Annotated in this window: 16 protein-coding genes; 8 read left to right on the top strand and 8 right to left on the bottom strand. The window is 60.2% G+C overall.

What is annotated here, in order from left to right; genetic code table 11:
- Nucleotide 1: 1 nt before the first annotated feature.
- From NE852_RS15775 to NE852_RS15765, 3 genes are all read left to right on the top strand, one after another.
- A complete protein-coding gene (locus NE852_RS15775) occupies nt 2-907 on the top strand; it encodes a glycosyltransferase family 8 protein (protein ID WP_308821667.1) in 906 nt (301 codons plus the stop codon).
- Nucleotides 908-954: 47 nt separating this feature from the next.
- Nucleotides 955-1,821 carry a 3-deoxy-manno-octulosonate cytidylyltransferase gene (locus NE852_RS15770; protein WP_258155813.1) on the top strand — a complete coding sequence of 289 codons (867 nt, stop codon included), beginning with the start codon at nt 955-957 and terminating at the stop codon, nt 1,819-1,821.
- Nucleotides 1,822-1,913: 92 nt separating this feature from the next.
- The gene (locus tag NE852_RS15765; protein WP_008530861.1) at nt 1,914-2,603 is read left to right on the top strand and encodes a hypothetical protein; all 690 of its coding nucleotides are present in this window, start codon (nt 1,914-1,916) and stop codon (nt 2,601-2,603) included.
- Nucleotides 2,604-2,646: 43 nt separating this feature from the next.
- Here NE852_RS15765 and NE852_RS15760 read toward each other — a convergent pair whose 3' ends face one another.
- Entirely contained in the window at nt 2,647-3,744 is a 1,098-nt protein-coding gene (locus NE852_RS15760) for a calcium:proton antiporter (protein ID WP_037173021.1), read from the bottom strand.
- Between the two features lie 229 nt (nt 3,745-3,973).
- On the opposite strand from NE852_RS15760, the gene NE852_RS15755 reads away from it, so the two are divergent.
- Nucleotides 3,974-4,261, top strand: a complete 288-nt coding sequence (locus NE852_RS15755) for a DUF2188 domain-containing protein (protein WP_008530865.1) — start codon at nt 3,974-3,976, stop codon at nt 4,259-4,261.
- Here the strand turns inward: NE852_RS15755 and NE852_RS15750 are convergent.
- Together NE852_RS15750 and NE852_RS15745 are read right to left on the bottom strand one after the other, a co-directional pair.
- Nucleotides 4,258-4,773, bottom strand: coding sequence for a GrpB family protein (locus tag NE852_RS15750; RefSeq protein WP_037173029.1), 516 nt, complete (start codon nt 4,771-4,773; stop codon nt 4,258-4,260). The genes NE852_RS15755 and NE852_RS15750 overlap by 4 nt on opposite strands.
- Nucleotides 4,774-4,836: 63 nt before the next feature.
- Nucleotides 4,837-5,739 carry a LysR family transcriptional regulator gene (locus NE852_RS15745; protein WP_008530867.1) on the bottom strand — a complete coding sequence of 301 codons (903 nt, stop codon included), beginning with the start codon at nt 5,737-5,739 and terminating at the stop codon, nt 4,837-4,839.
- A 94-nt stretch (nt 5,740-5,833) separates the two neighbouring features.
- On the opposite strand from NE852_RS15745, the gene NE852_RS15740 reads away from it, so the two are divergent.
- A complete protein-coding gene (locus NE852_RS15740; protein WP_258155812.1) occupies nt 5,834-6,856 on the top strand; it encodes an NAD(P)H-binding protein in 1,023 nt (340 codons plus the stop codon).
- Here NE852_RS15740 and NE852_RS15735 read toward each other — a convergent pair.
- On the bottom strand, nt 6,853-7,653 hold the full coding sequence (locus tag NE852_RS15735; RefSeq protein ID WP_258155811.1) for an aminoglycoside phosphotransferase family protein: 801 nt from the start codon (nt 7,651-7,653) through the stop codon (nt 6,853-6,855). The genes NE852_RS15740 and NE852_RS15735 overlap by 4 nt on opposite strands.
- A gap of 202 nt (nt 7,654-7,855) precedes the next feature.
- Here NE852_RS15735 and NE852_RS15730 point away from each other — a divergent pair, with 202 nt between their 5' ends.
- From NE852_RS15730 to NE852_RS15720, 3 genes are all read left to right on the top strand, one after another.
- Entirely contained in the window at nt 7,856-8,170 is a 315-nt protein-coding gene (locus NE852_RS15730; RefSeq protein ID WP_008530872.1) for a helix-turn-helix transcriptional regulator, read from the top strand.
- Nucleotides 8,167-8,523 (top strand): SRPBCC domain-containing protein, encoded by a 357-nt coding sequence (locus NE852_RS15725; protein WP_008530875.1) that lies wholly within the window; start codon nt 8,167-8,169, stop codon nt 8,521-8,523. The genes NE852_RS15730 and NE852_RS15725 overlap by 4 nt, the downstream gene beginning before the upstream one ends.
- A gap of 62 nt (nt 8,524-8,585) precedes the next feature.
- Nucleotides 8,586-9,197 carry an ATP-dependent Clp protease proteolytic subunit gene (locus NE852_RS15720; RefSeq protein ID WP_008530876.1) on the top strand — a complete coding sequence of 204 codons (612 nt, stop codon included), beginning with the start codon at nt 8,586-8,588 and terminating at the stop codon, nt 9,195-9,197.
- A gap of 139 nt (nt 9,198-9,336) precedes the next feature.
- Here NE852_RS15720 and NE852_RS15715 read toward each other — a convergent pair whose 3' ends face one another.
- From NE852_RS15715 to NE852_RS15700, 4 genes are all read right to left on the bottom strand, one after another.
- Nucleotides 9,337-10,461: an alkene reductase gene (locus NE852_RS15715; protein WP_008530877.1), complete on the bottom strand. Its 1,125-nt coding sequence runs from the start codon at nt 10,459-10,461 to the stop codon at nt 9,337-9,339.
- Between the two features lie 25 nt (nt 10,462-10,486).
- Nucleotides 10,487-11,653, bottom strand: coding sequence for an MFS transporter (locus NE852_RS15710; RefSeq protein WP_258155810.1), 1,167 nt, complete (start codon nt 11,651-11,653; stop codon nt 10,487-10,489).
- A 1-nt stretch (nt 11,654) separates the two neighbouring features.
- Nucleotides 11,655-11,948 (bottom strand): helix-turn-helix transcriptional regulator, encoded by a 294-nt coding sequence (locus NE852_RS15705; RefSeq protein ID WP_008530879.1) that lies wholly within the window; start codon nt 11,946-11,948, stop codon nt 11,655-11,657.
- 551 nt (nt 11,949-12,499) lie between these two features.
- Nucleotides 12,500-13,396: a LysR family transcriptional regulator VtlR gene (locus NE852_RS15700; RefSeq protein WP_004671024.1), complete on the bottom strand. Its 897-nt coding sequence runs from the start codon at nt 13,394-13,396 to the stop codon at nt 12,500-12,502.

Genomic DNA, 13,396 nt, shown 5'->3' with positions numbered 1-13,396 from the left:
TTTGCAGCAGAGCGCCGTTATCGTATGTTCGGATGTCAACATGTTGCCGGCCGCCTGCTGCACCCTGCTTTCCGTCAAGCGCAATCTCGCAGGCTCTCCCGTGGAGTTCCTGCTTCTCGGCATCGACCTCCAGCCGAAGGAGATCGCAGAGGTCGAAAGCTTTGCGCGGGTGCACGGCATGACGATCAAGGTGCTGCCCTACGAGACGCCGGATGCAGCGCGGCAGACCCGGGGACGCTGGTCCATGGCGACGCTGGCGCGGCTCTATATGGATCTGCACGTGCCTGCTCATGTCGAGCGCCTGCTTTATCTCGATGCCGACGTGCTGGCGGTGGCGCCCCTCGACGAGCTCTTTACAATGGATATGCAAGGAAAGGCGCTCGCCGCGGTCGATGATTACATCATGGCCTTTCCCGAGAAATCAGGCGCGCGGCAGCGTAAGATCGGCATGCGCGAAGGCGGCCGCTACTTCAATGCCGGCGTGCTGCTGTTCGATTGGTCGGTCTGCCGGGCGAGGGGGCTTTTCGCCACGACGCGGGCAACCTTCGAAGAGCGGTCGCATCTTTTCCAGTACAACGACCAGGATGTGCTGAACGTCACCTTTGACGGCGACTGGCTGGTGCTCAATCTGCGCTTCAACACGCAGACGGGGCTTGTGCCTTTCGTCGCCCGGCCGGCAATCTTCCATTTTACCGGAAGACGGAAACCATGGCAGGCGACCGTTCCCTGGGTGCATCGCCGGATGGCCAAGCGCTACGTCGAGGATCTCCGCGATACGCCGTGGGCCTCCTTCTGCACGCAGCCGTCGGTGACGCGCCGTATCGGGGGGTTCTTCAACTATCTTGGAAAGCGGATCAGCGGCCGGACGCGGTTCGCCCAGACGCGCGCCTATTTCGGCAACAGCTAATGCGGCGTGCAGAGCCCATCGTCCTTGGAAAGTGCATGTGAGCCGATATGGAAGCAACCCCCAGCAATACGCAGATCAACGCCCCGGACGGCGGCTTCAACTTCCTGACGCCAGAGGCATGGAAGGCGCTGCTGTCGCGCTATTCCCATATCGTGCTGGTGGCAAACAGCGAGGCGGTCGATTTCGAGCGGCTGCGCAGCGAATTGCCCGGAACGGCGCTCTACGTCTTTTTCAACAAGGTCTACAAGGTTCTCGACGAGCCTTTCGTCGGCAATGCCGTGCTGGTGGCCCGCAGCGGTGTGATGGGCGCCAATATCGTGCACAGGCGCGAAGTGGCGGATGTCCTGCGCTTCTTCACGGGCGACGATTTCCTCGGAATCGTCAATGTTCGCGTCGCCACGGAGGAAAATTTCAGCGAGGAGAGCCGCTTCGAAGGCGCGAAAGCTCGCCACCTTGATCTGACGCAAATACTCGGCGATCTCTATCCGGTAGGCAGGATCGCGACGAGCGGCTTCGCATTGGCGCTGTGGCTCGCCGACCTGCAACTGCCGGGCAAGATCGTGCTTGCCGGTTTTTCGGCGAAGAGGAGCGAGAAGTGGAAAGTCTTCGACGTGCACGACTGGACGTTCGAGCAGATCTTCCTGCGCCTCTTTGCCAGAATGGGGTCGATCTCGATGATGGGCGGCGTCGATGCCAGCCCCTATTCGGCGCTCGCCAAACGCTTTCCCCAGGTGCCGCCGATCGAGATCGCGATGACGGCGGCCGAAGTCTTATCGGAGCGGCTCGACAATGCGAATGGCCAGATCGACAGGCTCATGTCCGTCACCAAAACCATCCGCGCCATTGAGAATTTCTTCCGGCGCTTCAAGCCGAAAACCCGTAAGCAGCGCTTTCTCGAAAAGTCGAAGGAATGACTGTCGCAGGCCCTTGCCGGCAGGCTCGGGCTGCTTCGAATACCGGTTCAACTCTTTATAACGCTCACGACCGTGGGCCATCGAGGTAGAAAATGGAACAGCAGACCGTCCGGATTTTCGTGGGATTCGATTCCAAGGAAGTCGTCGCCTATCACGTCCTCGCACAGAGCATCATCGAGAAGTCGTCGATCCCGGTGGAGTTCTCGCCGATCGTGCTTTCCAATCTCGGCGGGGTCTTCACCCGCGAGCGCAACGCACTGCAATCGACGGAATTCTCCTTTTCGCGTTTCCTGACGCCCTATCTCAGCGGCTATCAGGGCTGGAGCATCTTCATGGATTGCGACATGCTGATGCGCGTCGATATCGCCGAGCTGTGGGCCTTGCGCGACGATCGTTACGCCGCCATGTGCGTCAAGCACGACTACCAGCCGAAGATCGAGACGAAGTTCCTCGGCCAGACGCAGACCAAGTACGAAAAGAAGAACTGGTCGAGCTTCATCCTCTTCAACAATGACAAATGCCGGGCCTTGACGCCCGACTTCGTCAACACGGCGACGGGCCTGCAGTTGCATCAGTTCAAGTGGCTCGATAACGACGACCTCATCGGCGAATTGCCGGTGACCTGGAACTACCTCGTCAACGAATACGACTATCGGGAAGACGCCAAGAACGTCCATTTCACCGATGGCGGGCCGTATTTCGAGGAGTACAAGAACGACGACTATGCGGAAGAGTGGTTCGCGGCTCGTGAGCGCATGCTCTTCGTCCAGCAGCGCGCTTAAGACTGCCTGCTCTCCTTCTCCCCGCCCGGGAGGAGGAGAGACCTCACAGCCCCAGCGCCGTCAGCATGATGAAGGTGGCGAAGAGGATGAAATGCGTCATGCCCTCGATGGCGTTGGTTTCGCCGTCGTTGAGGTTGATCGCTGCCGCAATCAGCGTGATCGCGACCATCACCGTCTGCACAGGCGTCATCGCCATGATGAAGGGCTGGCCGGTATAGAGCGCGATTCCCTCCATGACCGGCACCGTCAGGATCACCGTCGATAGCGAGGCGCCCATGGCGATGTTGACCGTCGCCTGCATGCGATTCCTGAGTGCTGCCCGCAATGCTGTGAGGATCTCCGGGGCTGCCGAAATCGCCGCGACGACGGCGGCTGTCACCGCGACCGGCGCGCCGCTGCCGCGCAGGCCTTCGGTCATGAAGGCCGACATGAACTCCGCAAGCCCGCCGATGACGACGACGCCGACGAGAATGGTGACGATCGAGACTGCCGTCGACTCGTCGGAGCCGTGGTCGTCTTGGCTTTCCGTCTTCCGCTCAGGGCGCGGATAGCTGTAGCTGAAGAAATAGCTGTGCTGGCCGACCTGCATGCGCAGGAAGAGGCCGTAGAGCGCGATCATCGCAATGATGGTGAAGGCGGAATAATAGTGCCATTTATCGCGCGGCACGAATTCCGGAACGATCATCGAAATGCCCATGGCGGTGAGGATCATCACGCCGTAGGTCTTGCCGGAATTGTCGTTATAGGGCTGCTCGCCATGCTTGAGGCCGCCAAGCAGGGCGGCGAGTCCGAGAATGCCGTTGATATCGAGCATCAGCGCCGAATAGATTGTGTCGCGCACCAGCGAGGCAGAACCCTCGCCAGTCATCATCATGGCGAGGATGATGACTTCGACGGCGACGGCCGAAAGCGTCAGGATCATCGTGCCGTAGGGATCGCCGACCTTGACGGCAAGGAGTTCGGCGTGATGGGCGACACGGATCGAGACGAGCACGATAGTGCCGATGAGGGCAGCGGCGGCAATCAGGGCGACGCCGCGTCCCATTTCGATGACCGCGTGTTCCGTAAAATAGGCGATCACCGCCACGGCGAATGCGATGACCAGAAACTTTTCCTCTTTAAAGCGTGACGCGATCTTCAAGGCCCGGCTCTCGTTCCGATTCATGCCTTGTATCTAAGTCACTGATTTCGGATGGGAAGCGCGCTCCGGTACTCTGCCATTTGCAGTCTTGGCCGTTTAATGAAATACTCGACGTCATCGGGGCCGGAATGCAGATCGCGGCGTCCTCGAATTCTCGTCAAGCAGCCGCGATGATCCGGACTCTGTCCGGAAGCGTGCGATTGCGCCAGAAGAAGATGAGGAGACATGCATGATCAAGGTGGTCTATGAAGTCGTGCCGCACGACGGCGGCTGGGCCTACCGACTGGGAGGCGTCTATTCCGAAGCATTCCCCAGCCATGCCGACGCGCTTGAGGCCGCCCGTATTGTCGCGGCCGAACAGCAGGTCGGCGGCGATTCCGCCGAGATCAGCTGGCAGGACGAGAACGGCAAGTGGCATGAGGAATATGCCGAGGGCGGTGACCGTCCGGAAACCGAAGTGGTGGATGGTCTCTGGCATGAGCGCGCGTCCGGAGCATCGCAGAGCGCCGGACGCTAGCGGCTCCCCGTCAATGCCTGCATGACGATCGTATCGACGAATTCGCGTTTCTCTGCTGTATAGCGATCGCCGTCCATTCTAAATTCCGCAGCCAGCCTATGTTTGAGCGCGGCATAATCGGTCGCCGCCTGCGGATGTGCGATCAGATAATCCCGGAAAGCCAGTCTGTTTCGATGCGTGCGGTTGCCGGCCGGACAAAGATAGACCCGTTCCGCTGGCTCGGAACCTCTCGACAAGAATGCCCAAACCTCGCCGTCGTAGCGGTTGCCGCGTGGCTCGTAATCTTGCGAGAGCAGTACCCGCGTCGCATCCTCGATATGCTCGAGGCCGGGAACAACGATGTCGATATCGATCAGCGGCTTGGCGGTCATTCCCGGTATCGAGGTGCTGCCGATGTGATCGATAGAGAGCGCTTGGGGTACCCAGGTCAGCAGCTTGTCGTGAATGCGCAGGAAGGCCTGCGGCCACTGCGGGTCGTAGCTCACAAGTTCAACCGGCTTGTGCATGATCATCTCCATCCCATCGCTTCGCGACTTGCGCATGATTCTCGGTGAAGATCGATTCCGATTTCAGGGTCAGTCGCCAGTCGAATAACGATGATAGTCCTGGAGGCCTTTGACCAGCGCATCGAAGGTGGCGCGGCAGCGCGGCGACGTTTTCAAGCTCTCATGCATGGCCACCCATGTGCCGAGCGGGATCTCGAAAGCATCGGGCAGGACGTGCATGAGATCAGGATCCTCTCGTGCAAGTCCGGTCTGGCAGATGCCGATGCCGACGCCGGCGCGAATTGCGGAAAGCTGAGCAAGATTGCTGTCCGTCCTGTAGGAGAATTTGATGCCTTCAGGCGCCGGATGGCGTTTCATCATCATGCGGACATAGGCCGTCTGCCGGTCGAAGCCGATGAGCCGATGGCTGGCGAGGTCTGCCATGGTTTGCGGAATCCCGTGCCGTTCGAGATAGCGGCGGTGGGCGTGGAAACCGAGCGGGATATCGCCGATGCGGCGCACGATGAGCGCATCCTGCTGCGGCTCGGCCATGCGTACCGCGATATCGGCCTCCCGATTCACGAGGTCTTCGATCGTATCGGAAGCCGAGAGCTCGATTTCGAGTTCGGGATGGTTCTCCTGCAGAGGTCCGAGAATGTCCGGCAGCACTTCGACGGCGATGACTTCGCTGGCACTAACCCGGACGGTGCCCGCCACACGCTCGGGCTGGCTGGATGCGGTGCGCAAAAGGGCGGCGGTGGTGGCCGCCAGCGTTTCGGCATAGGGCTTCAGCGCCAGTGCGGCGTCGGTCGGCAGCAGGCCGTTCGGCGATCGGGTGAAGAGCTCCGCGCTGATCGCCTGCTCCAGCGCATCGACATGGCGGCCTATCGTCGGCTGGGTCAGCCCGAGTTCGCGGGCGGCGGCCGAAAGGGACCCCTGCTGGAGCACGGTCAGGAAACTGCGGTAAAAATCCCAACTTGGTTCGATATCCATATATTTATGTATAGCAGGTGCACTTATTTCGTCAATTTTGTTTATCTCAAGTCGAAGGCATAATGAGCTCATCCAATCCAAGGAGATGATTGTCATGAGTGAAGATATGAAGAGCACGGCGCTCATCCTCGGCGCCACCGGCGGTATCGGCGGCGCAATCGCGCGCAAGCTTTTGGCGCGCGGCTGGCGCATCCGGGCGCTCAACCGCGACGCCGCCAAGGCATCCAAGAACGAGCCGGCATTCGAATGGGTGCAGGGCGACGCGATGAATGCCGGCGACGTGCTGCGGGCCGCTGAAGGCGCCGGTCTGATCGTCCATGCCGTCAACCCGCCCGGCTACCGCGACTGGGAGAGGCTGGTGCTGCCGATGCTCGACAACACCATCGCCGCCGCCCGCGCCGTCGGCGCGCGTATCGTGCTGCCGGGTAACGTCTACAATTTCGGTTCTGACGCCCTGCCGGCGCCGACGGAGGAAAGCCCGCAGCATCCGGTGACGAAGAAGGGTGCGATCCGCGTCGAGATGGAGAAGCGGTTGGAGGGAGCATCGCGATCGGGCGTCGGTGCCATCATCGTTCGCGCCGGCGATTTCTTTGGTCCAGGCGCAACGGCCAACAGCTGGTTCTCATCCGGCTTTGTGACACCGGGCAAGCCGGTCGGCACGATCCGGAATCCGGGGCGGCGCGGCGTCGGCCATCAGTGGGCCTATCTGCCCGACATGGCGGAAACCGTCGTCCAGCTCGTCGATCGGGCCGATCGGCTGCCGCCCTTTGCCGTCTATCATATGAATGGCTTCTGGGACGCGGACGGCATGCAGATGGCGGAAGCGATCAAGCGCGTTTCCGGCGGCAAGGCGAAGATCGGGCGTTTTCCCTGGTGGATCATGCCGCTCGCCGCGCCCTTTATGCCCATCATGCAGGAGATCAAGGAGATGCGCTATCTCTGGAAGGTGCCGCTCAGGATGAGCAACGCCAAGCTTGTGGCTGAACTGGGCAGTGAGCCGCGGACGCCGATCGATGAGGCAGTGAGAGCTTCACTCGTGGCGCTCGGCTGCCTGCCGGAGCCGCATCATGGCGCGGCATCGGCCTTCGTCGAACATTCGCTGCAGGATGCCGGTTAGATGTCAAGCTCGGACAGCGCGATCCGCGCGACCGTCAAGGCCGTTTCGGCCTGCTCAAAGTTGGGGTCGCTGAGGAACCAGGCGGCGGAAAGGCCGGAATAGGCTGCGATCCATTGCAGCAGGCGTTTCGGCTCCAGCCGGGCTTCCGCTGAGACGATGGCGAGCTGGCGGCGAAAACGGGCGGGATCGGTGATGGTCGGCAGTTCTTCGTTGGCGAAGATATTGGCGAAATCGAAGCCGCGCTCGCCGTGGAGCCGTTTCGGATCGATCGCCAGCCAGCCGCGTGCCTCGAAATCGAGGACATTCTCGTGGTGGATATCGCCGTGGAGGACGGCGAGCTCGCGCGGATCGGCAAGGAGGGCGTTGGCAATTGCGGAGCAATCGGCAAGCGTTCCGCGATATTTGTCGGCGGCCGGCTCGAGATCGCGGAACCAGCGGCTGAGAGGCACGGGATCGGGCAGCGGTTTTTCGCGCGGCGCATGCAGCCGGGCTGCCGTGCGACAGAGAATGCGGCTCGCCTCATCGTCTTCGCCGTCCATCGCCATGGCAAGCAACGAGCGTTTCCCGGTTGCCCTTTCCAGCAGTACAGCGTCGCCCTCGTGGGCGTAAACATGGGCCGCGCCGTCGCCGTCCCACCACTGCATCAGCAGTGCGCCGTATCGTTCATCGATATCGGTCGCGACTTTCAGCATGGCGGGCCTGTCCTGCCAGAGGACCGGCAGCAGGCGGCTCGAATGGGTGATGATGGGCTCGCCGTCCGATATGAGCGACCAGCGATTGAGATAGGAAGCAAACATGCGTCCTATATAGGGATACTGAATGCAGAAATCCCACTTCTCGATTGCAAAACTCGGGTCGCTTGCACAGGGGTTTTGCGAAAGGAATTCCTGTCATTTTTTGAGGCCGAGAGATCAGTCGTCGAACTTAGGATTTCCGCGGCAACAGAAAGCTGCCTCGAAATAGCTTGCGAATCGCATAAGTCAGTGCTTATGTGTTCGCATGATCGAGAATGACTTCTTCCGAGCTTTGGCAGACCCGACCCGCCGTGCGATCTTTGAGAAGCTGGCGGCAGGGAGCATGAACGCGAGTGCCTTGCGCGAAGGCATGGAGATTAGCCAGCCGGCGATGTCGCAACACCTCGCAGTTCTGCGCAGTGCAAAACTCGTGAGGGAAGAACGGCAGGGGCGTTTCGTGAATTACGAAGTCGATCCCGATGGCTTGGTTCTCATCGCCCAGTGGCTCGCAAAATACCGCGCCTATTGGCCGGAGCGTATCGCAGCACTCAAAGTCTTGCTGAAGGACATGGATCAATGAACGAAGGGAAGACCAAGGAGCAGGATAGCGGCGTCGAGTTGGAGTTTGACTTGGGCGATCCGCCGCAAAAGGTCTGGCGTGCTGTCACCATTCCCGAACTTCGGGAAAGATGGCTGCCGAAAGAAGCATTGGCTGATCCCGATGCGATCACCGTCACCCCCGGCCAGAAAGTTCGCTACAAGCTGCGGGACGATAATCCGCCTTTCCTTGAAAGTACCGTGACGTTCACGATCACCCCGAATGCCACTGGCGGCACTTGCCTTCGGATCGTCCACGAACTGACGGACGCAAGATTCGATGGAATGGCAAGAGCGGCGAACAGCAACAGCCCGCCCCTCATGCTCGCCGCCTGATACGGCGAGCATCCCCCTTAAATTCTGAAAGTCTGGCAATTCTGAAAGTCTGGAGGTCGCCGATGCGCGAAGCGATGCAACTCGTCCCTATGGTCGTAGAACAGTCCAGCCGGGGGGAGCGATCTTTTGATATCTATTCCCGGCTTCTGCGCGAGCGGATCATCTTCCTCAATGGCGAGGTGAACGATACCGTTTCGGCGCTCGTCTGCGCGCAACTGCTGTTCCTGGAAGCGGAAAATCCCAAAAAGCCCATCAACCTCTATATCAATTCGCCGGGCGGCGCCGTGACCAGCGGCTTTGCCATGTACGACACCATGCGCTTCATCCGTGCTCCGGTTCATACACTTTGCATGGGGACGGCCCGTTCAATGGGATCGTTCCTGCTGATGGCAGGCGAACCCGGCGAAAGAGCCGCATTGCCCAATACCAGTATCCTCATTCACCAGCCCTCCGGCGGCTTTCAAGGGCAGGCTTCCGACATGCTGATTCATGCCGAGGAAATTTTAAAGACCAAGCAACGCATGACGCGGCTCTACGCGGAGCATTGCGGACGTTCCTACGAAGACTTTGAGCGCGGGATGGATCGCGACCGCTTCATGACGGCGGAGGAAGCACTTGAATGGGGTCTTATCGACCGTATTCTGAAGGTGCGGGAAGACACGAGCAGCCTATAAGCCGAGAAAATCGCTGGCGTTGGCAATGCCCCCGACAACCGGCGTTGTAGGAGGCATTGCTATGGATCATCCAGACGATTCCTCACCTAGGTAAGTGGCTGGACCTCTCGGTGGAATTTCCTAATGCGGATAGAAAGGCTCAGGCGACCTTTTCGAGGGTGGGATAGTCGATATAACCCTTGTCGGTGCCGCCGTAGAAGGTCGACTGGTCCGGCGTGTTGAGCGGCAGGTTGTGTTCAAGGCGCTCGACGAGGTCGGGATTGGCGATGAAGGGCTTTCCGAAAGCGACGAGATCGGCGCGGCCGCTTTCGACGGCACCGACCGCCAGTTCGCGATTGTAACCGTTGTTGACCATCCAGGCGGCTTTGCCGCCCGCCTTTTCATAAGCCTGGCGCAGCGCCGTGTAATCGAAGGCGGGATTGTCTCCCTGCTTATAATCACGGTCGCCGCCGGTCTGGCCTTCGATGACGTGGATATAGGCGAGGTCGTATCTGGCGAGGCCCTCGACGACATGGGTGAAGGTTGCCTGCGGATTGGAATCGTAGCTTTCGCCCGACGGCGTCACCGGCGAGATGCGGATTGCGGTGCGGCCGGCGCCGATTTCCTTCACCACGGCATCGACGACTTCGAAGGTCAGGCGAGCACGGTTTTCGATCGAGCCGCCATATTGATCGGCACGGTCGTTGACGCCGTCGCGGATGAACTGGTCGAGAAGGTAGCCGTTGGCGCCATGGATTTCGACGCCGTCGAAACCGGCATCGATCGCGGCGCGGGCGGCCTTGCGGTAATCCTCGACGATGCCGGGGATTTCAGCGGTTTCGAGCGCACGCGGCTCGGAGGTGTCGGCAAAGCTGCCGCTGCCGTCGGCACTGACCAGATAGGTCTTGGCCTTGGCGGCGCGGTTGGTCGAGGAGACCGGCTTGGCGTCGTTCGGCTGCAGCGTCGTGTGCGAGATACGGCCGACATGCCACATCTGGACGACGATCTTGCCGCCGCCAGCGTGGACTGCCTCGGTCACGCGCTTCCAGCCGTCGAGAGCCTCTTTGGTATAAAGGCCGGGCACATTGGCATAACCCTGACCCTGATGGGTGATCGCGGTCGCTTCGGTGATGATCAGGCCCGACGTGGCGCGCTGGCGGTAATATTCGACGTTGAGGTCGTTCGGAATTGCGCCCGGCGAGCGGTTGCGGGTGAGCGGCGCCATGACGATGCGGTTCTTGACCGTGATGTCGCCAACCTTGGCGGGTTCGAAAAGCTTGGCCATGATAGTCCTTTCTTTTGCGGGAGGATCACTCGGCAGGAGCAAGGGCGGCCCGGCCCCTGGCGGAGAGATAGGTAAGCGCCGTGGCACCCAGGCCGATCAGGGCCATCAGGGCTGCGGCGAGCGGAACGCGGGTGAGGTCGAAGCCGGCATCGATGACCAGGCCGCCTGCCCAGGCGCCGAGCGCATTGCCGGTGTTGAAGGCGCCGATATTGATCGTCGAGACGAGGTTCGGTGCATCCTTGCCGAAACCGACGACGCCGACTTGAAGCGCCGGCACCGCGGCAAAGCTTGCCGTCGCCCAGAGGAAGAGGGTGATTTCAGCCGGAATGAAGAAGCGGCTCGTATAGCTGAAGGCGAGCGAGGTGACGGCGATGGCGGCGAAGACGCTGGCAAGCGTCGTGCCGAGGCGCCAATCGGCGAGCTTGCCGCCGATGAGATTGCCGACGGTCAGGCCGAGGCCGATCAGGAACAGGGTCCAGGTGACGCCTTCCGGCGAGACGCCGGTGACATCGCGCAGCAGCGGCGCGATATAGGTGAAGAGGGCGAACATCGAGGCGGCGAAGAAGACGGTGGTGGAGAGCGCCAGCCACAGGCCGCCATTTCTGAGTGCTGCGATTTCGCGCAGGATGCTGCCGTTTTCCTGTTTCTTGTCCTTCGGCAGAATGGCGATCAGGCCAAGAATGGTGAATATGCCGATGACGGTGACGACGCCAAAGGTGGCGCGCCAGCCATAGGCCTGGCCGATCGCGGTGCCGAGCGGCACGCCGAGGACATTGGCGAGCGTCAGTCCGGTGAACATCAGCGCCACGGCGCGGGCCTTGCGGTCTTCCGAGACGAGACCTGCGGCGACGACCGAACCGATGCCGAAGAAGGCGCCGTGGCAGAGCGCGGTCACGATGCGGGCGATCATCAGCACCCAATAGTCGCTCGCCAGGGCACAAAGCAGATTGCCGGCGATGAAGAAGGCCATCAAGGCAATCAGTGCTGTGCGGCGCTCCAGCTTCGCCGTGGAAATGGCCATGACGGGCGCGCCGATCGCGACCGCCAGCGCATAACCTGTCACCAGCCATCCGGCCTCGGGGATGGTGACGGAGAGGTCGGCAGCGACTTCCGGCAGCAGACCCATGATGACGAATTCCGTTGTGCCTATCGCAAAAGAGCTCAAGGCAAGGACGAGAAGGGCGAGGGGCATTCTAGAGATCCTGGGCTAGCTGCTTGAGGAAAGCGGCGATCATTTCTTCATTGCGTTTGTAGAAGATCCACTGACCGACGCGCCTGGTGGTGACGAGGCCGGCGCGATGCAGCGTTCCGAGATGGGCCGAGACCGTGGATTGCGAGAGGCCGCAGCGTTCGAATTGGCTGGCGCAGACACCCATTTCAAAGGGATGCTCCTGCGTCGGAAAATGTTCCCCTGGATTTTTCAGCCAGTTCAGAATGTCCATCCGGGTGGGATGGGCGATTGCCTTGATGATCTCGTCTTTGTCCATCGTCGTCTACCGAACTATAAATCGTCTTTGATCGATATATCGATCGGCAAGCGCCGATATGCAAATCACGGTGACGTGAGGTGATGGTCTTTAGGGAGTGCGCAAATTTTGGGCAAAAAAGAGGGCCACCGGAAAACCAGGGCCCTTTGAATTGTGAAGGTCAAAAACCTCCAGAGGGGAACAGCTAATGCGGTGGTACTGGGAGAGAAACCACGAAATGCATCAGCTGAATTGGATATGGTGCTTCCTTAGGCAGGTTTCAATGCTTTTTTGTGCATGCCTGCTATGCGCCGCACAATTTTTTTGCGGTGCGGCATTTATCGAGGAGGCAAGGCAAAAAAAGAGGGCCGCTGGAAAACCAGGGCCCTTATAAGTGTGAAGGTCAAAAACCTCCAGAGGGGAACAGCTAATGCGGTGGAACTGGGAGGAAAAGCCACCATGTGCATCAGCTATGTGCGATATGGTGGTTTAATGGGCAAACGGCAACCCTTATTTGTGCATGCCAGTCATGCGTCTTCTGCATAGTATGCAAAAAGTCGACAAGTCAGGGCTCAAAAATTCCAGTTTCTGGCCTTGCTGACGATGAAATCGCGGAAGGCTTTCAGTTTGGCGGCGTTCTTGATTTCGTCGGGATAGCAGAAATAGGTGTCGAAGGAGGGGACATCGGCATTGATCGCCAGCTGGATCAGGCCGGGGTCGCGGCCGACGATGTAATCCGGCAGGCAGGCGACGCCGATTCCGAGCAGGCAGGCGCGCTTGATCGAGGTCTGGCTGTTGATCTGCAGATGCGGGATGCGCTTGTTGTCGGAGGAGCGGCCGGCGACCTCAAGCCAGTTGACGTCGAGCAGGTAGCTCGGCGCCGGTTCGCCGAAGGTGATGATACGGTGATTGTCGAGATCTTCGATCTTCTGCGGCTCGCCGTGGCGGTTGATGTAGGAGGGGGCCGCATAGACGTGCATATGCACGGTGAAGAGCTTGCGCTGGATGAGGTCGGATTGCTGCGGTTGGCGCAGGCGGATCGCGCAGTCGGCATGGCGCATGTTCACATCCACTTCCTCGTTGTCGAGGATGAGCTGGATCTGCACATCGGGATAGAGCTGGAGGAATTCCTGGATCTTGTCGGTCAGCCAGCCCTGGCCGAGGCCGACTGTCGTGGTGACGCGCAGCTTACCGGACGGCGTCTCCGTCGTTTCCGTCAGCTGCATCTTCACGGTTTCGAGCTTCAAGAGCACGTCATGGGCGGTGCGGTAAAGCAGTTCACCCTGTTCCGTCAGAATCAAGCCGCGCGCGTGACGGTGGAACAGCTTGGTGCCGACATCCTGCTCCAGCGCGCTGACCTGGCGGCTGATGGCGGATTGGGACAGATGCAGTTTGTCCGCCGCATGCGTGAACGAACCCGCCTCGGCAGCTGCGTGGAAAATACGCAGCTTGTCCCAATCCAATGGCAT

The organism is Rhizobium sp. Pop5 (genome assembly GCF_024721175.1).
Classification (GTDB): Bacteria; Pseudomonadota; Alphaproteobacteria; order Rhizobiales; family Rhizobiaceae; genus Rhizobium.
Note: the sequence above shows the minus strand (reverse complement) of the source record. Positions and strands in the feature narration are given on the sequence as shown.

Bases quoted from the DNA above. Each gene is read 5' to 3' on its own strand.
- NE852_RS15770 (WP_258155813.1), top strand. From the start codon at position 955: ATGGAAGCAACCCCCAGCAATACGCAGATCAACGCCCCGGACGGCGGC.
- NE852_RS15765 (WP_008530861.1), top strand. From the start codon at position 1,914: ATGGAACAGCAGACCGTCCGGATTTTCGTGGGATTCGATTCCAAGGAA.
- NE852_RS15755 (WP_008530865.1), top strand. From the start codon at position 3,974: ATGATCAAGGTGGTCTATGAAGTCGTGCCGCACGACGGCGGCTGGGCC.
- NE852_RS15750 (WP_037173029.1), bottom strand. From the start codon at position 4,773: ATGATCATGCACAAGCCGGTTGAACTTGTGAGCTACGACCCGCAGTGG.
- NE852_RS15745 (WP_008530867.1), bottom strand. From the start codon at position 5,739: ATGGATATCGAACCAAGTTGGGATTTTTACCGCAGTTTCCTGACCGTG.
- NE852_RS15740 (WP_258155812.1), top strand. From the start codon at position 5,834: ATGAGTGAAGATATGAAGAGCACGGCGCTCATCCTCGGCGCCACCGGC.
- NE852_RS15735 (WP_258155811.1), bottom strand. From the start codon at position 7,653: ATGTTTGCTTCCTATCTCAATCGCTGGTCGCTCATATCGGACGGCGAG.
- NE852_RS15730 (WP_008530872.1), top strand. From the start codon at position 7,856: ATGATCGAGAATGACTTCTTCCGAGCTTTGGCAGACCCGACCCGCCGT.
- NE852_RS15725 (WP_008530875.1), top strand. From the start codon at position 8,167: ATGAACGAAGGGAAGACCAAGGAGCAGGATAGCGGCGTCGAGTTGGAG.
- NE852_RS15720 (WP_008530876.1), top strand. From the start codon at position 8,586: ATGCGCGAAGCGATGCAACTCGTCCCTATGGTCGTAGAACAGTCCAGC.
- NE852_RS15715 (WP_008530877.1), bottom strand. From the start codon at position 10,461: ATGGCCAAGCTTTTCGAACCCGCCAAGGTTGGCGACATCACGGTCAAG.
- NE852_RS15710 (WP_258155810.1), bottom strand. From the start codon at position 11,653: ATGCCCCTCGCCCTTCTCGTCCTTGCCTTGAGCTCTTTTGCGATAGGC.
- NE852_RS15705 (WP_008530879.1), bottom strand. From the start codon at position 11,948: ATGGACAAAGACGAGATCATCAAGGCAATCGCCCATCCCACCCGGATG.
- NE852_RS15700 (WP_004671024.1), bottom strand. From the start codon at position 13,396: ATGCCATTGGATTGGGACAAGCTGCGTATTTTCCACGCAGCTGCCGAG.